At 64.3% G+C, this 21,904-nt stretch carries 19 protein-coding genes; 7 read left to right on the top strand and 12 right to left on the bottom strand.

Annotation, left to right across the window (positions count from 1 at the left end):
- Positions 1-62: 62 nt before the first annotated feature.
- Together CFB17_RS14265 and xylB are read left to right on the top strand one after the other, a co-directional pair.
- Positions 63-1,247 (top strand): aminotransferase class V-fold PLP-dependent enzyme, encoded by a 1,185-nt coding sequence (locus CFB17_RS14265; protein ID WP_088562243.1) that lies wholly within the window; start codon positions 63-65, stop codon positions 1,245-1,247.
- Between the two features lie 531 nt (positions 1,248-1,778).
- Complete coding sequence (gene xylB, locus CFB17_RS14260) at positions 1,779-3,263, top strand: xylulokinase (protein ID WP_088562331.1); 1,485 nt, start codon at positions 1,779-1,781, stop codon at positions 3,261-3,263.
- Positions 3,264-3,327: 64 nt separating this feature from the next.
- Here xylB and CFB17_RS14255 read toward each other — a convergent pair whose 3' ends face one another.
- The 7 genes from CFB17_RS14255 to CFB17_RS19845 form a co-directional block, all read right to left on the bottom strand.
- Positions 3,328-4,305: an SIS domain-containing protein gene (locus CFB17_RS14255; protein WP_243389892.1), complete on the bottom strand. Its 978-nt coding sequence runs from the start codon at positions 4,303-4,305 to the stop codon at positions 3,328-3,330.
- A complete protein-coding gene (locus CFB17_RS14250; protein ID WP_088562242.1) occupies positions 4,302-5,165 on the bottom strand; it encodes a carbohydrate ABC transporter permease in 864 nt (287 codons plus the stop codon). The genes CFB17_RS14255 and CFB17_RS14250 overlap by 4 nt, the downstream gene beginning before the upstream one ends.
- Positions 5,165-6,079, bottom strand: coding sequence for a carbohydrate ABC transporter permease (locus tag CFB17_RS14245; protein ID WP_088562241.1), 915 nt, complete (start codon positions 6,077-6,079; stop codon positions 5,165-5,167). The genes CFB17_RS14250 and CFB17_RS14245 overlap by 1 nt, the downstream gene beginning before the upstream one ends.
- A complete protein-coding gene (locus CFB17_RS14240) occupies positions 6,079-7,368 on the bottom strand; it encodes an ABC transporter substrate-binding protein (protein WP_207762107.1) in 1,290 nt (429 codons plus the stop codon). The genes CFB17_RS14245 and CFB17_RS14240 overlap by 1 nt, the downstream gene beginning before the upstream one ends.
- 23 nt (positions 7,369-7,391) lie before the next feature.
- Positions 7,392-8,372, bottom strand: a complete 981-nt coding sequence (locus tag CFB17_RS14235; protein WP_165769628.1) for a BadF/BadG/BcrA/BcrD ATPase family protein — start codon at positions 8,370-8,372, stop codon at positions 7,392-7,394.
- On the bottom strand, positions 8,369-9,148 hold the full coding sequence (locus CFB17_RS14230; RefSeq protein ID WP_088562239.1) for a DeoR/GlpR family DNA-binding transcription regulator: 780 nt from the start codon (positions 9,146-9,148) through the stop codon (positions 8,369-8,371). The genes CFB17_RS14235 and CFB17_RS14230 overlap by 4 nt, the downstream gene beginning before the upstream one ends.
- A gap of 682 nt (positions 9,149-9,830) precedes the next feature.
- Positions 9,831-9,953, bottom strand: coding sequence for a hypothetical protein (locus tag CFB17_RS19845; protein WP_279311748.1), 123 nt, complete (start codon positions 9,951-9,953; stop codon positions 9,831-9,833).
- A gap of 132 nt (positions 9,954-10,085) precedes the next feature.
- Between CFB17_RS19845 and CFB17_RS14220 the strand changes: the two genes are divergently transcribed.
- Positions 10,086-11,459, top strand: a complete 1,374-nt coding sequence (locus CFB17_RS14220; RefSeq protein WP_088562237.1) for an MFS transporter — start codon at positions 10,086-10,088, stop codon at positions 11,457-11,459.
- A 13-nt stretch (positions 11,460-11,472) separates the two neighbouring features.
- A complete protein-coding gene (gene ggt, locus CFB17_RS14215) occupies positions 11,473-13,248 on the top strand; it encodes a gamma-glutamyltransferase (protein WP_088562236.1) in 1,776 nt (591 codons plus the stop codon).
- A 60-nt stretch (positions 13,249-13,308) separates the two neighbouring features.
- Here the strand turns inward: ggt and CFB17_RS14210 are convergent, their stop codons facing one another.
- The 5 genes from CFB17_RS14210 to CFB17_RS14190 form a co-directional block, all read right to left on the bottom strand.
- Positions 13,309-14,079 (bottom strand): NAD(P)-binding domain-containing protein, encoded by a 771-nt coding sequence (locus CFB17_RS14210; RefSeq protein ID WP_088562235.1) that lies wholly within the window; start codon positions 14,077-14,079, stop codon positions 13,309-13,311.
- Between the two features lie 83 nt (positions 14,080-14,162).
- Positions 14,163-14,585: a lactoylglutathione lyase gene (gene gloA, locus CFB17_RS14205; protein ID WP_088562234.1), complete on the bottom strand. Its 423-nt coding sequence runs from the start codon at positions 14,583-14,585 to the stop codon at positions 14,163-14,165.
- The gene (locus CFB17_RS14200) at positions 14,582-16,072 is read right to left on the bottom strand and encodes a sensor histidine kinase (protein WP_133063917.1); all 1,491 of its coding nucleotides are present in this window, start codon (positions 16,070-16,072) and stop codon (positions 14,582-14,584) included. Before CFB17_RS14200 ends, gloA begins: the two co-directional genes overlap by 4 nt.
- On the bottom strand, positions 16,041-16,718 hold the full coding sequence (locus CFB17_RS14195; RefSeq protein ID WP_088562232.1) for a response regulator transcription factor: 678 nt from the start codon (positions 16,716-16,718) through the stop codon (positions 16,041-16,043). The genes CFB17_RS14200 and CFB17_RS14195 overlap by 32 nt, the downstream gene beginning before the upstream one ends.
- An 80-nt stretch (positions 16,719-16,798) precedes the next feature.
- Positions 16,799-17,398 carry a class I SAM-dependent methyltransferase gene (locus CFB17_RS14190; protein WP_088562231.1) on the bottom strand — a complete coding sequence of 200 codons (600 nt, stop codon included), beginning with the start codon at positions 17,396-17,398 and terminating at the stop codon, positions 16,799-16,801.
- Positions 17,399-17,984: 586 nt separating this feature from the next.
- Here CFB17_RS14190 and CFB17_RS14180 point away from each other — a divergent pair.
- From CFB17_RS14180 to CFB17_RS14170, 3 genes are all read left to right on the top strand, one after another.
- A complete protein-coding gene (locus CFB17_RS14180; RefSeq protein ID WP_088562229.1) occupies positions 17,985-18,899 on the top strand; it encodes a replication initiator protein A in 915 nt (304 codons plus the stop codon).
- Between the two features lie 118 nt (positions 18,900-19,017).
- On the top strand, positions 19,018-20,379 hold the full coding sequence (locus CFB17_RS14175) for a PleD family two-component system response regulator (RefSeq protein ID WP_088562228.1): 1,362 nt from the start codon (positions 19,018-19,020) through the stop codon (positions 20,377-20,379).
- A 281-nt stretch (positions 20,380-20,660) separates the two neighbouring features.
- Positions 20,661-21,857 (top strand): fatty acid desaturase, encoded by a 1,197-nt coding sequence (locus CFB17_RS14170; protein WP_088562227.1) that lies wholly within the window; start codon positions 20,661-20,663, stop codon positions 21,855-21,857.
- The last annotated feature ends 47 nt before the right edge of the window (positions 21,858-21,904 follow it).

Genomic DNA, 21,904 nt, shown 5'->3' with positions numbered 1-21,904 from the left:
CTTGGCGTGCGCCGCCCGATCTGTCACCAGGTACCATGGCCAGATGACAAGGACGCACGTCGATGAACCTGCCTATAGAAGCCATCCGCGCGGCGACGCCGGGCGTGGGCCGGCGAGTCCACCTGAACAATGCGGGGGCCAGCCTCCTGTCGAGTCCGGTTCTGGAGACGGTGATCGGCCATCTGCGGCGGGAAAGCGAGATCGGCGGCTACGAGGCGGCAGCGGAAGCGGCACCCCGCTTCGAGGCAATCTATGACAGTCTCGCTCGTCTCCTTAACGCGACGGCCGACGAGGTGGCGCTGTTTTCAAGCGCCACCACCGCCTGGCAGGCCGCATTCTACGCGCTCAGTTTCGGGCCGGGCGACCGCATCCTGACAGCCAGGGCCGAATATGCCGCCAATTACGTGGCATTCCTTCAAGTGGCGCGGCGAACCGGCGCGCGTATCGAGGTCATCCCCGACGACCAGGACGGCGTGCTCGACCCCGCCGCGCTCGCGGAAATGCTTGACGAGCGCGTGAAACTCATCGCCATCACCTGGGCGCCTACCAATGGCGGCTTGGTCAACCCGGCAGCCGAGGTGGGCTCTGTCGCTCGCGCGCACGGCATTCCCTATCTTTTGGACGCCTGCCAGGCGGTAGGGCAGTTTCCGGTCGATGTGGAAGTGATTGGCTGCGACATGCTGACAGGCACTGGCCGCAAATTTCTCCGCGGGCCCCGCGGGACTGGCTTTCTCTATGTGCGCGCCGGCTTTTGCCACGATCTCGAGCCTGCCATGATCGATCATGGCGGCGCCCCCTGGAAGGCCCCGGACCGCTACGAGCTTCGAGCCGACGCCCGGCGCTTCGAGACCTGGGAGAAGGACTGGGCCGCTTTTTTAGGCCTCGGTGCCGCAATCGACTATGCGCTGGGCCTTGGGCTGGCAGGCATTGCCGAGCGCTGTCAGCACCTCGCCGGGCGATTGCGCGACGGGCTGCGCGCCGTACCCGGCATCACGCTCCATGATCTCGGGCCCAAACCCTCTGCCATTGTCAGCTTCACCGTTGCGGGGTGGACGGCCGACGAAATCATGGCCAGCGCCGGCAATGCCGGCATCAACGTAAACGTCTCGCGACCCGATAGCACGCTTCTGGACGCGCAAGCCCGTCATCTGCCGGCCGTCGTGCGCGCCTCGCCGCATTACTACAATAACGAGACCGAACTGGATCGACTACTAAGCCTTTTACGCGACCTCAACAGGCGGCATTGAGCGATGAGCAGCCGCGACCAGCTCGCCGACCGGAGCCAGGAGGCATGAGCCTCCATCGGTCTGTCATCTGAGCATGATGATCGCGCGCCCTTTGCCAGCACTCATGCCTTTGCCTCGCAATTGCAGACTTTCACCGTCCGGCGCCGGCCTCGCGCAAGGCCAGTTGCCCGGGCAGAGAAGGGGTGGGTGGCGCAAACGCCAGTTGGCCATACCACGCTAGAATTCAGCCCGCCGAACGGCTGGGATATCCTCAATGATCGGGTGGCACGCCCGGGCCTGCCCGAGATCCAGGCACGGCTGCGTATGATGTTCCAAGGCGATGCCACGGATGTCCTCACCCGCTTTCGCCAGCCCGGCCATGCCCAATGCCGAATTCAAGCGCGATGCCGGCTTGATCATGGCCGACCTCACGGCGCTGAAGCAACGCCCGGAATGATCACCGACCGGCGGCCGAGCCACCCGCCAGCATCTGTCTTGGAGGGAGATGCCGCAGCGGCTACACCGCATCTGCGCAAGGGAGGCTGCGGCGTCATGACCAATTTCATCGGTCTCGATCTCGGAACATCCGGCCTCAAGGCCGTCATCGTCGATTCGGACGAGACGGTGCTCGCAGCGGTGACCGTTCCGCTCGACACAAGCCGGCCACGGCCGGGCTGGTCGGAGCAGGATCCGGCCAGTTGGAATGCCGCCATGCTGCGGGCCCTGGACGAATTGCGCGCGGCCCATCCCGAATCGATGCGGCAGGTTCGCGCCATAGGCCTTTCCGGCCAGATGCACGCATCCCTTCTCCTTGACGCGGCCGCCCGACCGCTGGGGCCGGCCATCCTCTGGAACGATGGCCGGGCGCGGGAGGAAGCAGCCGAGCTTGAAGCGCTTGGAGGGGCGATGGCAGCCAGCCTTGGCGTGCCGGCCATGCCGGGCTTCACGGCACCCAAGCTCATGTGGCTGCGTCGCCATCAGCCGTCGCTGATGGACGCTGCCCGCCATCTCCTCCTGCCCAAGGATTTCATCCGGCTCGAGCTCTCGGGCGAGCTTGCGACGGACGCCTCGGACGCGGCCGGCACCTGGCTCATGGACCAGTCGACGCGACAATGGAGCGCCGAGGCGGCGGCCGCTGCAGGCATCGACATGGCGATCCTGCCGCCGATCCTGGAGGCATCGGCCAAGGCAGGCAGGCTGCGGCCCGCCCTGGCCGCACGCTTTGGCATGGAGCATGACGTCGTGATCGCCGCAGGGGGCGGCGATACCGCCGTGGGCGGCGTCGGCATCGGCGCCGTGCGTGACGGCGATGCCTTGGTCTCGCTCGGCACATCGGGCCAATTCTTCCTGGCGGCCAGCGCCCATCGGCCGGCGCCGGGCGCCTATGTGCACGCCTTCGCGCACGCTTTGCCGGCCACTTGGTACCAGATGGGGGCGATGCTGAACGGCGCCAGTGTCCTGGGCTTCGTGGCCGGCCTTTTGGGCGAACGCGACGTCAGAGTCCTCCTGGCCGAGGCCGAGGCCGCGTTCAATGGCCCGTCCAGCCTCATCTTCCTGCCCTATCTCGCGGGCGAGCGCACGCCGCACAACGATCCCGATGCAAGGGGAGTGATCTTCGGCCTGGATGGCGGCACGCCGCGATCATCGCTCGTCCTGGCGGCCCTAGAAGGCGTGGCCTTCACGATCGCGGACTGCCTGGATGCCGTCTGCAGCGTGGCACGCCGGCCCGAGCAGGCGGGCTTCATCGGCGGTGGCGCGCGAAGTCTTCTCTGGGCGCGCATTCTGGCGGCCGTCCTGGATATGCCGATCCGCCTCCTGGAATCGGCCGAGGCCGGGCCCGCCTTCGGTGCGGCGCGGCTGGCCAGACTGGCAGCCGGCGGCGATCCTGAGACGACGCTTCGGCAGCCGCGCTTGAAAAGGCTGGTCGAGCCAGAGCGCCATCTGGTCGAGCCCTATCGCGAGCGCCTGGCCGCCTTTCGTGCCCTCTATCAGACGGTGAGGCCCAGCTTCGCGGGCTTTGCCGCCGCCCGACACTGACCGCTCAGTGGCCCGGCATGCCGGCACAGGGCATACGGCGATGCAGGACGACCGCGAAGGCAACTCAGGAGAGAACGACGACCTTCTGCAGATGACGAGGCGCCGTGCTGTCGAGCCCCTTCATCTGTGCCACCCGCTCGCCCAGCAATTGCAGCGTCGGCAGATAGACGAGGGGACGGACACTGGCGGGAACGCTGACCGGCAGGGAAAGATCGCCGGGACCGCCAAGGCCCAGGACGAAGGCGCCCTTCGCGCGCAGTTCGCTGGCGATGCGCGCCTCCTCGTCGGCCGTGTCGGGATGATAGAGCATGGCGACGAAGCTCCTCTGATCGATCAGGCTAATCGGCCCATGGCGATATTCCATGGGATGATAGGCCTGCGTCCAGGAAAGGCTCATCTCCTGCAGCTTGATCGTCGCCTCCTGCGCCACGCCGTAGAGCGCGCCACCGCCGAGGCAGACGAAATGCGACCGGCCCTCGATGATCGTCGCCAGATGCTTGTCGGCCAAGGCCAGGAGTTCCTCGGCCGCCTCCACCGTGCCGCCATGCATGGGCACGCGCGCCTGGATCAGGCCCATCTGCAGCATGAGGCTGGCCGAGGCTGTCATGACGATGCCTTCCTCGGGATGCGTAGGCGCGAAGAGCACGCTGTCGGCATTCCTGGAAAGACTGCCGTCGGCACAGGTCAGGGCGGTGACGGGCACGCCGACCTGCCGACTGATCTGCGCTGCCTGAACCGTCTCGGTGGATTCGCCGCTGCGTGAGAGGGCGATGACCTCGAGCCCCTCGCTGGCCGGGCAATAGCTCCGATGGCGCCTGGACCACTCGCCGCCGGGCACGGCCAGAGCACCCGTGCCGCTCTCGTTCAAGGCGGCGGCAATCGACTGCGCCAGGTGATAGGACGTCCCGCAGCCGACGACGATCTGCGTTCGTCCCGGCGTCAGGGTCGCCTCGAAGCCCAACACATTCCGCCAGAACGGGAACTGATCGAAAATCGTACGTTCGGTGACATTCAACGCCATGGTGGTTTTTTCCGATGTCATTTCGTGGCACCCGCGGTCAGCCCGCGGATGAGGTAGCGGTTCAAGAGGAGGACAAGGAGAACGGGCGGGATGATCGAGAGCATGCCGGCGGCATTCATGAGCCCGTAATCGACATAGTTCTTGCCGACGAATTCGGGGATCAGCACGGTGAGCGGCTTGGTCCCCAAGGTCGGCGAGAAAACGAGGGGGACGACGAACTGCCCCCAGGCGGAGAGAAACGTGAGGAGGGCCGCCGCGATCAGTCCCGGGGCCGCCAGCGGCATGACGATACGAAAGAGCGTGTAGAGCCGCCCGGCACCATCCAGGGCGGCTGCCTCCTCGAGCGAGGCCGGCAGGACCGCGTAGAAGCTGCGCATCAGCCAAAGCGCCAGCGGCAGGAAGGCCGAGGCATAGATCAGTGTCACGCCCAGATAGGTGTCGATGAGACCGGCCGCCACCATGATCCGGTAGAGGGGGATCATGACGGTATAGGCAGGGATCGCCAGCGTTGCCGTGATGAGGGCGAACGTGAGGTCGCGGCCGGGAAACCGCAGCCGGGCGAAAGCATAGCCGCCAAGGGCGGCGAGCAGCACGGTCACGATCGTGGCGGCCCCGGACGTAACGATGCTGTTGATCAAGGCCCGCTTGAATTGCGGCCACACCGACTGGATCTCCGTGCCGAAATAGGAGCTGGTCGCTCCCAAAAGCTTGCCGTAATGCTCGAACGTCCAGACGGGCGGCAGATAATGCGGCGGGTCGGCGACCAGATCGGCTGGCCGCATCAGGCTCGAGACGAGCGACCAGTAGATCGGCCCGAGCGACCAGAGAAGGAGGAGCAGAACGCCCAGGAAGACCGGCAAGCGGGCGGGAAGGCGGCGCATCAATCGATCCTCGTCTCGCGATAGACGCCAAGGACGTAGAAGATCGAGACGGCCAGCGAGGCCAGCATGAGCAGGACCGAGAGCGCCATGCCGTAGGAGAAGTGGAGCTGCTGGAAGGCCGACATGTAGACCTGGATCAGGACCGTTCGCGTGTCCAGGCTGGCACCGGCCAGGATCCAGGCCTCGTCGAACAGGTTGAAGGCAAAGACCGTGGATTGCGTCATCGCGATGCCGAGGCCGCCGGCTATCAAGGGCAGCGTGATGGTCAAGAAGCTGCGCACCGGTCCGGCACCGTCCAGCCTGGCGGCCTCATAAAGATCGGTCGGGATAGCCTGGAGGGCAGCCAGGACGATGATCGCGGTCAAGGGCAGCATGCGCCAGACATGGACGACCGCGACGAGGAAGAGGGCGGTGGCCCTGTCGTTAAACCAGACGACCTTGTGGCTGATCAGGCCGGCTGAAAGCAGCAGATTGTTCAAAAGGCCCACGCTTGGATGGTAGATCCAGAGCCAGACCAGGGCATTGACCACCGGCGGCAAGGCCCAGGGCACGATCAAGGCCGCGAGAAGCCACATGCGGCCTTTCTCGATGCGCTGCAAAAGGAGGGCGGCAGCGATGCCCCCCACCGTCTCCAGCACGACGCAGATGGCAACCAGGGCAAGCGTGTTGAGCGCGCTCGTCCGCACATTCGTGTCGGCCGCGAGGTCGACATAGTGCCGCAAGCCGATGAAGGGCTGGGCCGCGCGCATCGGATCGACGCGGTAGAGGCTGTCGATGAGCGTCATACCGAGCGGCACGAAGACCAAGGCCAGCATGACGATAGCGAGCGGCGCTACGAGCAGCCAGCCGAGCCTGGCATCGCTGCCGCCAAGACCTCGCGCTGGCCGGCCGACCGTCCTGGCTGCCGCCGGCATCAGGGCTCCATAGCCTCCCTGGCACCCTTGGCAATAGCGGCGATCGCTTCTTCCAGACCCAGCTGACCCTTGGCCGCCTGGTTGATCGTCGTCGAGACCGCGCTGCTGAACTCCGCGTACCAGGCAGGCGCACCGGCCGGGAACAAGGGCTCGAGGAACGGTGTCTGCGCCAGGAGTGTATCGCCGCCCACGAGCTTGCCCTCCTTGTTCAAGGCCTGAAGAGCCGAGGTCAGTGTCGGCAGATCGCCGAGAGCGGCATAGACGGCTTGCTGCGTGTCGGGCTGCGTCCACCAGGCAACGAAGAGACGGGCCGCCTCCTTATGCGGGGCGGAAATCGGAATGCCCAGACCCTCGGGCAAGGCGTAGCTGCGGCTCTTGCCGCTGACGTTCGGCACGAGCCCGGTTGCCACCGCGTCGGCCACCTTGGACTTGCTCTTGTCGGCATAGACCGAAGGGTTGCCGGCCCAGCCCGCGAGATCGATGCTTACCTTGCCGTCGGCGAAAAGCTGCTGGAGCTGCACATCCGTCATGCCGGTCATGGCGGGATCGATCAGGCCCTCCTTCAAGGCCTGCAGCTCGAAGGCCAGGGCCTTGTAGCCGCCCGATTGTGGATCGGTGAAGGCGGGCTGCATGTCCTTGTTGAAGAGATCGCCGCCAAAGGCCTTGGTGAGCAGATACCAGGCGGTCGATGTGCCCTCGCTGGCGGAGAGCGGCAGGGCCAGCGGATAGGTCGCGATGCCCTTGGCCTTGATGGCGCGCGCCGCCGTCAGGAGCTCGTCCGGCGTCTTGGGCAGGCTGGTGATGCCGGCCGCCTTCAGATGCGCGCCATTGACGATCAAAATCCGGAAATCATTGTTGTAGGGAACCGCCACCAGCTTCCCGTCGACGGTGAAATTGGGGGCGGCCGGCAGGTCGCTCAGCACGTCTTTCGCGACGACGTCGTTGAGCGGCAGGTACCAGTTGGCGGCGGCAAACTGGCCGACCCAGGACCAGTCGACGTCGGTGACGTCGGCCGGTGCCGTGCCCGCCACCATGGATGTCACGATCTTGGTGCGGATATCGTCCCAGCCCAGGGTCTGAAGGTCGACATTGACGCCCGTCTTGGCGGTGAAGTCGTCCAGCAGCGCCTTGGGCAGCGTGCCCCAGGGCGGCAGGATCACCGTGATCGTCTGGCCCGCATAAGGTTGAGCGTCGGCGGCGATGGCCGCGGCCGGCAGGACACCGCCAGCCGCGGTGAGAAGCAGCATGGCCGCCATTGGCATGGCGCGAAGCAGTTTGGAGCGACGCATGGTTCGTTTCCGCAGCTTGAAGTTCAGGTTGGACGGGCTTGGAGAAGGGATGCCCGCACGCGCTCGATCCAGCCGTCGTCGATCGGCCAGCCGGCGGCGCGAGCGGCCGCTAGCAGAGCGCCACCCAGAGGCGGCAGACGAGCGGGGAGCGGATCCCTGCCGATCCGCTGGACCACGAGGTCGGTCAACGTCTTGCTGTCGAAAAGACCGCCGGCGAGGCTCCAGGGAAGCGTTGCCCCGCCAGGTAGTCGGCGCCGGGCCGCCGCCACATGCATGGCTAGATGATCGGCCGCCGCCGCCAGGAGATCGCGGGCGAGCAAATCGCCTTTGACGGCCTCTGCATCCACCGTGCGGGCGAGGGCGGCGATGGCCGGGCGGCGATGATCCAGGCCATAGGCCCAATCCAGCAGCGCGCCGCCTTCTCTGGCGTCGACGGCCTCGGCACCGATCGCCGCGAGAACGGCGCTGGCGAAGGCCCTGCCGTCCTGTCGGCCATCCAGCGCCATGGCGGCCCGGGCGAGCGCCTCGCGGCCGATCCAATAGGCACTTCCCTCGTCGCCGAAGAGGTCGCCCCAGCCACCGACACGAATCCGGGTGCCGTCGGCCGCACCCGCCCACACCATCGAGCCCGTGCCGGCCAGGAGGAGAATGCCGGGACCGCCGGCGAAGGCGCCATGGAAGGCGATCTCGACATCGTTGCGCAGGAGAGCTGGATGACGCAGCAAAGCGGGGCAGGGCAGTAGGTCCTGGACCAGGGCCGTCTGACGCGCCGTCGAGGCCTCAACCTCGCCGAAGGAGGAAAGCCCGAGCGCGGCTGCCACCAGTCCCGGCCGCAGGCAGCGCCGCAAGAGGCCGGCCAGCACGTCGTCCCAATCCGGCCGATCGAGGGCGCCTGTCCCACCCGCCATCGCCAACATGACGATCCCGCCGGCCGGGTCGGCCACGGCCGCGAGCGTCTTGCTGCCGCCGCTGTCGAGACCCAGGACCAACGGGATCTCGCTCATGCCTCGGCTGCTCCACTCGCCTCGACGAGACCGATGCCAGCCTCCGCGATCCGCGATCGCCATACAGTCGACAGGGCCGCGTCCACAACGATCTGACCGACGCTCGAGAGCGGGGCCACGAGATAGCTGTCGTGGCAGCCGAATTTAGCGGCGTCCGCCAGGAGCAGGCGATCACTCGCATGGGCCAGCATGCGCTCGTTCAGGCGCGCCTCGGTCATGTCGCGGCCGTAGATATTGAGGTCGTCGGCGATGGCCGAAGCACCCAAAAAGAGTTGATCGACATGCAGCCGTTCCAGGGTAGCCTCGGCCAACGGGCCGATCAGCGACAGATTCTCATCGCGGATCTGGCCCGCCAGCATGATGACCTTGATCCCTTCGACTTCGACCAGTTCCTGCGCCACGGGCAAGCCGTTGGTGACGATCGTAAGCGGGATCGGATCCAGGCGAATTTGCCGGGCCAGCTGGAGCACGGTCGTGCCGGCATCAAGAAAAATGGTCGATTGCGGGCGGATCAGGGCGTAGGCGGCAAGGGCGATTGCCTTCTTGGCGTCGAGCCGCTGCTGCTCACGCAGCCTGAAGGCAAGCTCGGTGGCAGCTCCCTGAAGCAGCCTAGCACCGCCATGCGAACGCGCCACCACGCCCTGCGCTTCCAGTTCCTGCAGGTCGCGCCGCACCGTTGCCAAGGACGCACCGATGCGCTGCGCCAGGTCGGCGACACTTACCGCTTCATCCAGATAAAGATGGCGACGCAATGCCGCCTGCCTGTTGAGCTTCATTGACGTCCCCGCTCGCTGGCGCGGTTGATGCGCGAACAAACGATCACGGTCAATCAGAAATATGATCTTTTGTGATCGTTCTGGCCCGAATTTCGTAATTGTTGAAAGATGGTAGGTGGGAGTCACATCGGAAAGATTGGGCAGCTCTGCCTGCGTTCAGCGCCCAAAAAGCTGAACCGGCCCCTACGACAGATTAGGATATCTGGCGAAAGCGCCCCGATCAGGACGCCGTCAGTGGAGCCCAGTCGCGACGACAGCGCCGCGAGGCTGATAAGTAGCCTCATCAAGGTGCGCGGAGATCGGCACCTCATTGATCAAGGGCTGCACTTTTTGCATTCATATGCACATGGCAGGCGCCGGCGAGAGGGCGAGGCGCCAGCATCTGATGGCCGCCACGCCGCCATGGCCGAACGCTTCAAGCCGAACAGGAAGGTGAAGTCGACGGTCCCGATCGCGACCTTCCGTAGCTCAAGCTGATGGCCGTCAGAATTGGCAGCATGTATCCGCGAAAGAAGCCGGATCGACGACGTCGCCGTCGGCCGCCAGATTCATTCACTCCGAGCGCGAGCGATGGGGATGACCTGCCGACGATCGCCGCCTTTGTCAGCTAAAAGGGAAGTAGACGCTGCGCTCCGTATCCCGCGCGACCCCGTCCAAGCCGCCGGTACCCCGGCAGACCTGATTAATGCCGGCCATGCCCCCGGTCTTCCACCTCCAGCTCCATGATCCAGTCATGGACCACGGCGGCGACCCGGTGGCACTGGCGCACGGCTTTCTGCGCAATGTGGCGCGCTCTCACGATCATGCTGCACCGCCTCGCTGTCTGATACGTCAGCGAGCCAGAAGCGAAATTCATGCCAGCTTGGCGTGCCTTGACGACACGGCAGCCTGGCAGGCAGTGAAGGCCAAGTGATCGGCAAAGGAGGCGACGCTCGATATGGCTACGGAAGATGGCCTGCCTTTGCCGCAGCGTTACTGGGGCATCCTCGCCATCGCTTTGCCCTTGATGCTCTCCGTTCTCGACAGCTCGATCGTCAATGTCGCCCTGCCGTCGATCGGCCATGACCTGGGCGCGGACCCGGCAACCTCGGTCTGGATCGTCAAGATCTATCTCCTCGTCGTCATGGTGCTGCTCCTGCCGCTGGCGACGCTGGGCGAGATCGTCGGCTACCGCCTCATCTCGCGCACAGGCGTCGTCATCTTCACCGCGGCCTCGCTCGCCTGCGCGCTGACCCGCTCGGTCGAGACGCTGACGCTGGCGCGCGGCGTCCAGGCCGTGGGTGCTGCTGGTATCCTCAGCGTCAACGTCGCCCTAACCCGTTTCGTCTATCCGCGCGCACTTCTAGGGCGCGGCATCGGCATGATCGCCCTGGTCGTGGCCACCTCGAGCGCCATCGGCCCGACACTCGCCTCCTCGCTGCTGGCGATCGGACCATGGCCCTGGTTGTTCCTGGTCAACGTGCCCTTGGGCCTGTTCTCCCTTCTGGCGTCACGCACCTTGCCGATCACGCCCCGCCATAAGGATCGACGCCTCGATCCGCTCAGTGCTGGACTCTATGTCCTGACTCTCAGCCTCTTCATCGGCTCGATCGACGCGATTGCCCATAGTCAGGGCTTCGGCCTGACCACCCTTGTCGTCCTGCTCCTCCTCGTGGCGGGATTCCTCCTCTTCCGCCGCCAGCGCCAGCTCGAACCCCCTCTGGTCCCGATCGACCTCTTCAAGATTCCAGTCTTCCGGATGTCCGTCCTGACCTCGATCTGCTCCTTCGGCGCCCTGACGATGGCCTTCGTGGCGCTGCCCTTCTTCATCCAGGGCCCGCTCGGGCAGAGCGAGGTGATGACGGGATTGCTCATGACACCCTGGCCGACGATGACCGGCCTTGCGGCGATCCTGGCTGGACGCCTTGCGGATCGCTACCCGGCCGGGCTCCTTGGCGGCTGCGGGCTGGTCATGCTGGCGATCGGCCTTGGCCTCCTGGCGGTCCTGCCACCCCATGCCGCCCCGTTCGACATCGTCTGGCGGATGGGGTTATGCGGGGCAGGGTTCGGCCTTTTCCAATCCCCCAACAACCGGGCGATGATCGCAGCCGCACCGATCGAGCGCAGCGGGGCCGCCAGCGGCATGCTGGGCACGGCGCGCATGCTGGGCCAGACGACGGGTGCCGCCTGTACGGCCCTTATCCTCGCGCATGGCGGCGAGGGCGGCTTTGTCCTGACCCTGGTCGTCGCCGCCATCGTCGCCGCCGGCGCCGCCGGTGTCAGTTGCCTGCGGCTCCTGCCGGGCAAAACGTCGGTCCGAGAAGGTTCCTGACCTGGAGATTCGCATGCAGCGACGTTGCCTGGCGCCGCTCGCGGCCTTCACAGCCTGCCTCGTCCTCGCACTGCCGGCCGTGGCGGCGTCACCCGCTCCGATCGCCGGGCGCGAGGGCATGGTGGTCACCGCCCAGCATCTGGCCTCGCAGGTGGGTGCCGACATCCTGCGGCAGGGCGGCAACGCCGTCGATGCGGCCGTGGCCGTCGGCTATGCGCTGGCCGTCGTCATGCCGGCCGCCGGCAATCTGGGCGGCGGCGGCTTCATGACCCTGCGCCTCCCGGACGGCCAGGCGCATTTCATCGATTTCCGCGAGAAGGCGCCGCTTGCGGCCACCAGCGGCATGTTTCTTGACCGCGCGGGCAATCTCGTTCCCGGCGCCTCGGAGAATTCCTGGCTGGCCGTGGGCGTCCCTGGAACGCCGGCCGGTCTCGAGTATGCCAGCAGCCATTTCGGCAGCTTGCCGCGCGCGACCTTGATGGCGCCAGCCATCGCGCTAGCACGTGACGGGTTCGAGCTCGCACCCGGCGATGTCGCCATCACCAGCACCGCCGCCAGCCGCCTGGCGCGCGATCCGTCGGCCTCCAGCCTGCTGCTCGACCAGGCAGGCCGCCCGCGTCAGCCGGGCGAGAGGTTGGTCCAGCCCGCTCTGGCGGCCTCGCTCGAGGCGATCGCCCTGAACGGACCCGAGGCCGCCATGTACGAGGGGCCGATCGGCAAGGCGATCGTGGCCGCCGCGCGAGCCGGCGGCGGGATCTTGAGCGAGGCCGATTTCGCCACCTACAAAGTTCGCGAGTTCGAGCCCATCACCTGCGACTATCGCGGTTATCATGTCATTGCGCCGCCGCCACCCAGCTCGGGTGGTGTCGCGATCTGCGAGACCTTGAACATCCTTGGCGGCTACGACCTGGCGGCACTGGGCTATCGCTCGGCACCCGAGGTGCATTTCCTGATCGAGGCCATGCGGCGCGCCTATGTCGACCGCAACACACAGCTGGGCGATCCCGACTTCGTCGACAATCCGACATCCTTGCTGCTGGACCCGCTCTATGCTGCCAAGTTGCGCGCTACCATCGACCCCTTGCGCGCCACGCCATCCCGGGATCTGGGCCCGGCCACACCGCAGCATGAGGGGTCCAACACGACGCATTATTCGATCGTCGACAAGGACGGCATGGCCGTGGCCGTGACCTACACGCTCAATTCCTGGTTCGGCATCGCCAAGATCGCCGGCTCGACCGGCATCTTCATGAACAACGAGATGGACGATTTCACGACCAAGCCCGGGACCCCCAATGCCTATGGCCTGGTCCAGGGCGAGGCCAACGCCATCGCCCCAGGCAAGACACCCCTGAGCTCGATGTCGCCCACCATCGTCACCAAGGACGGTACCCTCAAGCTCGTCCTGGGCAGCCCGGGCGGTGCCCGCATCATCACGATCACGCTCCTTGCCATCTTGAACATGGTCGATCACGGCATGAGCGTGCAGGAGGCCATCGACGCTCCCCGGCTGCATGAGCAATGGCTGCCCGACACTGTCTATCTCGAACCCTTCGCTCTCTCACCCGACACGCGAGCGATCCTCGAGCAGCGCGGCCATCATTTCACCGACAGCGCGCCTTGGGGCATGGCCGAGGCGATCGTCACGGGGGCCCCCACGCTGACGAAAGCGAGCCCCGGCAACGCGGCGAACTCGCTGCCGCTCGGACAGGCGCCGGCCGCCGGCGCCACACTTTTCGGCGCGCACGATTCGCGCGGCAGCATGGGCCGCGCCATCGGCGTGCCCTGACAGGTCCTGCCTTGACCCATTGAAGGCACAGCAGGGCCAGATGCAGATCCCGCCAAGCCTTCAGGTGAGGCGATGGCGTGCCACATGGTCGAGAGCCGCCTGCAACTCGGCAAACCAGCCTTTGTCCAGGAGATAGCGCCGCACGCTCTCGTTCAGGCCGCCCTTGGTCTCGTGCTCGGCTGGGATCAGGGGATGACCGGCCTGTTCCTCGTGCTGCGCCAGGGTCGAGAGCCCGTCGAAGAGCGAGCGGACGAAGGACGTGGTCGTGCCTTCCTCCAAGCCCTGCGTCCGCAGCCAGTGGACAACCGTGTTCTGCGCCTCGAAGAAGCTGGACATCAGCGCGGTGGCGCTGGTGAGCTTGACCATCGCCGCCTCGGAATCGAGCGGCACGACGTCGCCCAGAGGGGCCATCACCGAGAGGGCCGGCTCGATCTGCGGATAGAGCAGGATGGGACCGCGCTTGAAGCGGATGGGGGGAAGGGGGATGGCCCGGCAGATCGTTCGCGCCGGCGCCACATAATCGGCGAGTTCAGCCAGCATCACGCCGGCCACAAGGCTGATCACCGTCTGCTCAGGCCGAAAGCGCAGGCTGGTCGCCACCTCCCTGAGCTGGCGCGGCAGCACGGCCAGGAAGACGATGTCGCTGCCGTCCACGACCTCCTGGTTGCTCTCGGCCCGCGTCACCAGCGGGTAGGCCGCAGCCAGCGCCGTCGAGATCGCGGCCGAGCGCGGCGAGAGAAGTATGGGTTGGCGCTGTCCGGGCAAAGATTGCAGGCCCTTCACCACCGCCTCGCTGAGCGCACCTGTACCGACGAACCCCAATCGCAACATCCAAGACGCCCCGCTATCGATAAAGATAGGCTGGCGCGTCGCCAGCCTTGACCCGGTCACGCACGCAAGAAAGAGGCCGGGTCTCAGTCCCTGGTGCTAAGGTCGATGAGTTCAATCTTGTAGCCGTCGGGATCCTCGACGAAGGCAATATGGGTGGTGCCGTGCTTCATCGGCCCGGGTTTCCTCGGAATATTGGCACCCGCCTTCTCGAGTTCCGCGCAGATGGCGTAGATGTCCCGCACGCCCAGCGCCACGTGGCCATAGCCGGTACCCAGATCATAGGGCCGGTCCTGATCCCAATTATGGGTCAATTCGATGACCGCATGCGAATCCTCGGGGCCGTAGCCGACAAAGGCCAGGGTGAAGCGGCCCTCGGGATAGTCCTTGCGCCGCAGGAGCTTCATGCCGAGGAGTCGCGTATAGAAGTCCAAGGACTTCTCCAGGTCCTGCACGCGAACCATCGTGTGGAGGAAGCGAAAGCGCCCGTCGCCGCTGTTCGATGTCATGATATTATCCTCTGGCTGCCGTTTGGGGTCAGGCCCCTGACCATAGAGGATTTGCCGGGCACAGGCGATTGGCGGGGGTCGTCGGCGCCGGGCGACGGCGGGCGGGCCTCGCCGAAGCGGACGCGAACGCAGAGCCCGGGCGGAAGCCGGCCAGGCCAGGCGTCCTCGAGCCTCACCTCGAGCCCATGGAGATCGGCGATAGCACGAACGAGGCTGAGGCCCAGCCCGGTGCCACCCTTGCCGCGGCTCTTGTCGAGCCTGACGAATCGCTTGAATACCTCGCCGCGCATCTCGGTCGGGATGCCGGGCCCGTCATCGATCATGCACAACTCGGGCGTCCCGTTGATCTGGCGCAACCGCAGGTCCAGCCGCGCGCCCTTGGGACCGTGGTTGAGCGCGTTCTCGATGAGATTAGCCAGCATCTGCCCCAGCAGCTCGCGATCGCCCACCACCTCGAGGCCCGGCCGTACCTCCGCTTCCAGGATCTGCTGGCGGTCCTCGGCCACGGGCGTATAGCTCTCGACCATGGCCTCGGCCAGTTCCGAGAGATCGACACGGCGAAAACCCGCCCGCCTGGCACCCGCCTCCACCTGGGCGATGCGCAGAAGGGAGGCGAAGGTGGCGATGATCGCATCAGCCTCCTCGATCGCCGCATCGACGGCGCCCTCATAATCGGCCATCGTGCCTGCCCTGCGGCGCACAAGATAGAGTTCCTGACGCAGGCGTGCCAGCGGCGTGCGCAGATCATGAGCGATATCGTCCGACACCTGCCTTACCTGGCTCATCAAGGCCGTGATGCGGTCGAGCATGGCGTTCAGCCGGAGCGCCAGTTCGTCGAACTCGTCGGTGCGCCGCCCTGTCGGCACGCGGCGGCTGAGATCCCCGCCCATGATCTCGTCAACCGCGTGGTTGATGCCCTCAACCCGCCTGAGGATGCGGCTGACGAAGAGCGAACTTGCGGCCAGGGTCAAGAGGATGGTTGCTGCCACGCAGATCAGGAAGTTACGCACGAAGATAGCGCGAATCGTGTCGATGTCGGCGCGCGAGCGGCCAATCGCCAGAAACAAATTGCCGGCCAGCCGCTTGCCTTCGACCCGGATGGTTTCGGGCGCGCCTCGTTCATGGGGTAGGAGGAGGTCGAACCAGCCGTCTCGCGGCTGGGCCAACGGCAGGTTCGAGAGAAGGAGATGATCGCTGGCATCGATCAGTGTGTAGTAGCCAGTCGAGCCGGCGGGATCATTCATGCGCAGCTCGACGGCGGCACGGATCGCCGGCAGGCCCGAGGCCGCCGCCTGCGTGTCCAGTTCCGACATCTCGGAGATGATGTCGTCGTCCAGCATGCGCAAAAGCTCGCGGGCGGTGAAGATATAAGTGGCGCTGAAGACGAGGGTGAGGGCGCAAAGGAAGAGGGCGACGCCGATCAGAACGATGCGGAAAGTGGCCGAGCGGATGAAGCTAAAGGGCGGCACGTAGGCAGTAACCGGCACCCCTGACCGTCTCGATCAGTTCGTGCCCGTGATCCTTGTCGATCTTGCCACGCAAACGGCTGATATGGGTCTCGACCAGGCTGGTCTTGGGATCGAAACTGAAATCCCAGACATGCTCCAACAGCATCGTGCGCGTGACCACGCGATCGGCGTTGCGCAGGAGATATTCGAGCAGCCGGAACTCGCGCGGCTGCAGGTCGATCCGCCGGCCGCGATAGCGCACTTGCCGCCTGGCCAGATCCATCTCGATATGCCCGGCCCGCAAAAGACTAGGCACGTCGACCAGCGAGGGACGCCTGCTCAGCGCGTTCACCCGCGCCTGCAACTCGGAAAAGGCGAACGGCTTGACCAGATAATCATCGCCGCCGGCCTCCAGCCCGCTGACGCGATCGTCGATGCCGGCCAGCGTGCTGAGGAATAAGACGGGCGTCCGGACTTCACCGGCGCGCAGCATCTTGACGATCGTCAGTCCGTCCAGGGCCGGCAGCAGGCGATCAACGATCAGCACATCGAAGGCCTCGGTCGTCGCTAGGAACAGGCCGTCATTACCGGTTTGCGCCCACTCGATGGTATGGCCAGCCTCTTCGAGCCCAGCGCGGACGAAATCAGCGGTCTTGGTGTCGTCCTCGATCAGAAGAATGCGCAAGGAGCCTCCGCTTGAGTTCGCTCAATGCCGGTGTGCCCGAGAATAGCTTGAAACACCAATTTTACGAATGAGGGGCCGGTTCAGCCTGGGGCGCGCGCGAAGACCTGTAGGTCGCCACCTGGACGCTCGAAGCGGGCCTTTGGCGCGAAGCCCGCATGTTGCGCGACGGCGCCAGCATCGAGGTCAGCGTGTATGCGCGGCAGCCGGAGGATAAAGGTGGAGCCACAGCGCGCCAGGGCCTCGGCCAGCATCTGGGCACGGCGCTCGGCCAGCAAATGCTGATAAACCCCAAGGATCATCACAACGTCATAGCGGGCCGCGAAGCTCGACGACTGAAAGCAAGTGGGATCGTTGAGGTCGGCCACGTCGAAGCGCAGGCGAGGGTCGGTGAAAAGCCGACGCGCCGCCTCGATACGGTGCTGGCTGTTGTCCACGCCATGGATCGACGCGGGGCCCGCCGGCAGGAGATGGTCGAGGATAAGGCCTTCGGCGCAACCAAGATCCAGGACGCTCTGGCCGGCCAGATAAGGATAGAGGGCCTCGAAGCCAACAATCCGGCTTCGATAATCCATATGGCCATCGAGGCCCAGATGCGGGGCATTGTAATAGGTCCGGTTCGACCCGCTGGGTCGGGATGGCCGGCGCCGGGTGGCAACCATGTCGACCATTCGTCTAAGCATCGTCTTGCTTCTCCTTCGAGCCCGCAGGGCAAAGAACGGACTTCGATAACAGGACAGGGCTTACCGCCGCCTCGTTCCGTCTTTACGGATTGGTAAGCCCACATATCGGTGCGAAAGCACGAAGGGTCGGGAGATGGCAGACTTTTCGTGCTTTCACACCCCGTAACCCTGGCCCAGCAGCGCAGGGTTCCTGAGCTTCCTCTTCGTGCGATCAGGAAGGCCCGTTCGTGCTTTGACCGTCAGGCTGATTCGTGGTTTTGCCCCATGAGATTCGTGCCTTCGAGTCGTCAAAGAAGTCTTTTATCCATATTTTTCATGACGATACCAGAGCGTTAACATCCTATCTCTAAGACTCTCATAACCTTCTAACCAAACAATCCTCGAAAGCACGAAACGAACGATGCCCACCAAGTCGCGGGCGAAACCGTCACTCGAGCCTGCCTCTCGTTCGTGACTAAGATTCGTGCTAACGCGGATTCTGGTGCGAAAGCACGAATCGACGGTATGGACATCGACCAAGACGGCGATGTCTATCATTCTCGATCGATCGACGAACTTGCCCGAAACGAATCGATAAAGAACGCCGATGACGCTCATCCAGACGGAATTAGCCCTCTACGACAGTCCTTTGACCGGCAAGGTCAAAGGCGAGCGGTCGATTATGGAATTCCCGTTCTTTCATCTCTCCAAGGGGCGGCGCATGCAGCCTCTGGTCTTCACAGACAGCCGGGTGACGATCGAGGTGCGGCCGAGTTCGATCGGCGTCGCGACGATCTATGATAAGGAAATTCTTCTCTACATCGCCTCGCTGATGGTCGAGAAGATGAACCGTGGCGAACGACCTGAGCAGGACTTCGTGTTTACGGGCCATGATTTCCTGCGTGTGGTGGGGGCTAATCGGTCGGCCAGGTCCTATGAACGACTGACCAAGGCGCTGGAGCGCCTGCAAGGCACGCAGATCAAGACGAACATCGAGGCAGGCGGCGAGGGCGAGGACGGCTTCTTTTCCTGGGTGTCTGAGGCGAGGGTCCAATACTCAAAAGCACGAACCGGCGAGCGGCGGCTGAAGGCCATCAAAGTCCGGCTTTGCGACTGGCTCTATCGGGCGATCCTCAAAGATCTCCGTATTCTCACCTATGACCACCGCTATTTCACGCTTGGCCCCATCGAGCGCCGACTCTATGAAGTGGCGCGCAGTCATTGTGGCAACCAGGCCTCCTTTGTCATCGGTCTCGACAAATTACGCCGTCGTGTCGGCTGCGAGGATACGCTGGCCAAGTTCGCCAGCACGTTGCGCAAGGTCGAGGAGACCGATTCACTTCCCGAATACAGCTTGGCGATCGTGCGCCATCCGGCGTCGCCCACCATGCGCGCAATGCGCGAGGAAGGCCTTGCCCCCGCTGCGCCGACGCGGGGTCTGCAAGGCGTACTGGTGAATTTCCGTCCCAAAGGCAGTACGTCAACGCCGCAAAAAAGCTATTGGGATATCGAAGCAGCCTGAAACATGCGTCATGCCTACTGTAGGATTGATTCTTAACTGGTTTATCGGACCACGCTTCCTGACGAAGCTTCCAAATCGATGAGAGCTCTCACCGCGAGACGGAACTAAAGGGGCTTTCATGACGGCGCGCATTCTGGTCGTCGACGATACGGAGGCGAATGTCCGCCTCCTCAGCGTGATGGCCTCCCAGGATTATTACGAGGTGGCTACTGCCATCAACGGCCCCGAGGCGCTGGAAAAGGCGGCCGTCTGGCATCCAGATGTCATCATCCTCGATGTCATGATGCCAGGCATGGATGGCTATGAGGTCTGCCGCCAACTCAAGCGCAATGTAGGAACGGCACAAATCCCGGTCATCATGGTCACGGCGCTGGACGGGTCTGCCGCCAAGCTGCGCGGTCTCGAATGTGGCGCCGACGACTTCCTGACCCGACCGATCGAGGCCGCCACGACCATGGCAAGGGTGCGCAGCCTGGTGCGTCTAAAGAGGCTCTCCGACGAGTGGCAGGCTCGTTGGGAGACATCGCATTCGCTGGGCCTGATCGAGGGCGATGGACCGGGCGCGGTGAGCGTCGAGGCGACACGTGCATTGCTGGTCGATGACTGGGACCTGGGTGCGGAGCGCATCACCCAGGCTTTGGCCGACGAAGGTATCAGCTGCATGCGGGCGGGCGATGAACACGAGACGCTGCACTGTCTGCGGAACGTCGCGCTCGATCTTGTGGTCATCAATCTATCACTGGGCACGGGCGATCCACTTCGACTGGCCTCGCGGCTGCGCGCCGCGCCCCTCGGACGGGATGTGCCCCTTCTACTGGTGGCCGAGGCGGATCAGCGCGACGTTATTTTGCGCGGCATCGATCTCGGCGCCAATGACTGGATCGTGCGGCCGCTGGACATTAACGAATTGCGCGTCCGGGCGCGCAATCTCATTCGTCGCAAGCTCTACCAAGATCGTCTACGGCAGGACCTCGACGACGCCATGCGTCTGGCACTCGTCGATCCACTGACAGGACTCTATAATCGGCGCTATTTCCGCCGACATCTCGATAGTCAGCTTGCCGCCGAGCCCTTCGCGCGCGTGGCCGTCCTGCTCATCGATATCGATCGATTCAAAGAATTCAATGACCGGTTTGGTCATGCCGTCGGCGATGGCGTGCTCTTGCAGGTGGCGCGAATGATGAGCGAGGAGACGCGCATCGTCGACCTCGCGGCACGGCTGGGCGGCGAGGAGTTCATCATCGTCATCGTCGGCATGTCGGATGAAGAGATAGCGAGTGTGGCAGCACGCCTGCGCAGGCGGATCGACGAGAGCCGATTTGACGTCGAAGCGGCGCGCGGCCTGCATGTCACCGTAAGCGTCGGCGTGGCCATCGCCACTGTAGCCAACACAGATGGCGATGCGCTGATCAGGCGCGCGGATCGTGCTCTCTATGCCGCCAAGTCGGCTGGGCGCAATTGCATCTCAATGGCGCCTTGACTGGCGGTATATCAATCCAGGGTTGAACTTTAGATAAACTCTGATTTAGATTCGTTTGCTAAGTTGAATGCAACTCTAAGTCTGCGTTCGCAGCGATTAATCTTGCTCGTATGAATTCCTGCACGCTAGCTTTTTAGCGTTGTGACACCCTGGGTTTGTAAACCTATGGTGTTGACTTTCTGTCTGTCGTGTCATGCGCGGTACAGCTCGGGCTTAACAGGAATTCTAGCCTGCCGAGGTTACCGCATACGAGCTAGTTGAGACCCTAAAGGAGGGCCAAAGTGTCATCGATCCTCGCCGATGTTCATACAATCACCGAGCAGAAAAGCCAGGCTGGCTATCAGCTCGATCCCCGAACGGCCATGGCCAATCGGCTTCCGGGCACGATCCAGCCGTTCCTGACTTGGCTGACCGCGCGACCCGCGCCGGGAGAAGCAGCGCCTGCTCTTCCCGCCACGCATTACGTGCATGAAGCAATCGGTCTCATGGTGGCGGGCATCGGCTTGGGGGCCGCAGCTTTCATAGCCGACGACACGCTGATCTTTAGCCTGATGCTATTCATCTCTCTGACATTGACGACTTCCGGCCTGGGTCTTTTCCAGGTCGTTATTTTTCATCATTGCGGTCACGGAGCCGTTTTCAAGGAAAAGAAACACAACCGCGATGTCGGTCGTCTTATTTCCGCCTTATTTCTTTTCAAACATTTCGATGCTTACCGTCAAGAGCACATGATGCACCATAATGCCCGCAAATTGTTGACGGAGGACGATGAGTTCGCCGATTTCGTGCTCGGCATGTGCCGGCTCGAACCATCCTTGAGCAAAGGCGAACTCTGGCGCCGGGTTCTCTTGAATGTGGTCTTTTCACCCAGCTTCCACGTGCGCTTTCTGTACCGCCGGCTCAAGGCCGCGACGACGTCGCCCGACCGGACCCATAATCTGGTCTCGATCGGCTTTTGGGCCGGCTCCTTCGCCCTTGCCGCGGCAAGCGGACTGCTTTTGCCCTTCCTGCTGGTCTGGGTTCTGCCCGTAACCCTGCTTTTGCAGTTGGCGACGATCGGCCGGATCCTCTGTGAGCATCGCTTTCCCGAGCCGGCCTTGATCGCGGCTCGTGGCCGTGAGTTCATTTGCCTTGCCACAGCTGGCGTCTTTCCCGGCGCGCAGCCACCCGAGATGGCGGCGACCACGGCCGCGGGCCTTCTCGCCTGGAGCGGCTGGTGGGCTAACATGCTGACGGTCCAGCTGTTCGTGCGCCTGACCGTGCTGGTGGGTGATGCCCCTTGTCACGACTTTCACCATCGCCGCCCGGCTGGCGAGTGGACCAGCTATATCCATAGTCGCCAGAACGACGTCGACGCCGGCTGCCCGGGCTTTCCCATTAATTATGGCGAGAACTGGGGCCTCTTTAGCGCCATCGACGAAAATCTCGGCACCCTGGCCGCGACTCCTCGCGATGCCCTGCCGGATTGGCAGCATTGAGACCGGATCGCGTGCCTGACATCATTCAACGTCGCCGTTGCGGGGCG

The organism is Arboricoccus pini, assembly GCF_900187945.1.
GTDB classification, from domain to species: Bacteria; Pseudomonadota; Alphaproteobacteria; order Geminicoccales; family Geminicoccaceae; genus Arboricoccus; species Arboricoccus pini.
Note: the sequence above shows the minus strand (reverse complement) of the source record. Positions and strands in the feature narration are given on the sequence as shown.

What these genes read in the sequence shown, in the direction of transcription:
- CFB17_RS14265 (WP_088562243.1), top strand. Translation starts at nt 63, where the DNA reads ATGAACCTGCCTATAGAAGCCATCCGCGCGGCGACGCCGGGCGTGGGC.
- CFB17_RS14190 (WP_088562231.1), bottom strand. Translation starts at nt 17,398, where the DNA reads ATGCTTAGACGAATGGTCGACATGGTTGCCACCCGGCGCCGGCCATCC.
- CFB17_RS14175 (WP_088562228.1), top strand. Translation starts at nt 19,018, where the DNA reads ATGACGGCGCGCATTCTGGTCGTCGACGATACGGAGGCGAATGTCCGC.
- CFB17_RS14250 (WP_088562242.1), bottom strand. Translation starts at nt 5,165, where the DNA reads ATGCGCCGCCTTCCCGCCCGCTTGCCGGTCTTCCTGGGCGTTCTGCTC.
- CFB17_RS14255 (WP_243389892.1), bottom strand. Translation starts at nt 4,305, where the DNA reads ATGACATCGGAAAAAACCACCATGGCGTTGAATGTCACCGAACGTACG.
- CFB17_RS14230 (WP_088562239.1), bottom strand. Translation starts at nt 9,148, where the DNA reads ATGAAGCTCAACAGGCAGGCGGCATTGCGTCGCCATCTTTATCTGGAT.
- gloA (WP_088562234.1), bottom strand. Translation starts at nt 14,585, where the DNA reads ATGACATCGAACAGCGGCGACGGGCGCTTTCGCTTCCTCCACACGATG.
- CFB17_RS14180 (WP_088562229.1), top strand. Translation starts at nt 17,985, where the DNA reads ATGACGCTCATCCAGACGGAATTAGCCCTCTACGACAGTCCTTTGACC.
- xylB (WP_088562331.1), top strand. Translation starts at nt 1,779, where the DNA reads ATGACCAATTTCATCGGTCTCGATCTCGGAACATCCGGCCTCAAGGCC.
- CFB17_RS14210 (WP_088562235.1), bottom strand. Translation starts at nt 14,079, where the DNA reads ATGTTGCGATTGGGGTTCGTCGGTACAGGTGCGCTCAGCGAGGCGGTG.
- CFB17_RS14220 (WP_088562237.1), top strand. Translation starts at nt 10,086, where the DNA reads ATGGCTACGGAAGATGGCCTGCCTTTGCCGCAGCGTTACTGGGGCATC.
- CFB17_RS14235 (WP_165769628.1), bottom strand. Translation starts at nt 8,372, where the DNA reads ATGAGCGAGATCCCGTTGGTCCTGGGTCTCGACAGCGGCGGCAGCAAG.
- CFB17_RS14240 (WP_207762107.1), bottom strand. Translation starts at nt 7,368, where the DNA reads ATGCGTCGCTCCAAACTGCTTCGCGCCATGCCAATGGCGGCCATGCTG.
- ggt (WP_088562236.1), top strand. Translation starts at nt 11,473, where the DNA reads ATGCAGCGACGTTGCCTGGCGCCGCTCGCGGCCTTCACAGCCTGCCTC.
- CFB17_RS19845 (WP_279311748.1), bottom strand. Translation starts at nt 9,953, where the DNA reads ATGATCGTGAGAGCGCGCCACATTGCGCAGAAAGCCGTGCGCCAGTGC.
- CFB17_RS14245 (WP_088562241.1), bottom strand. Translation starts at nt 6,079, where the DNA reads ATGCCGGCGGCAGCCAGGACGGTCGGCCGGCCAGCGCGAGGTCTTGGC.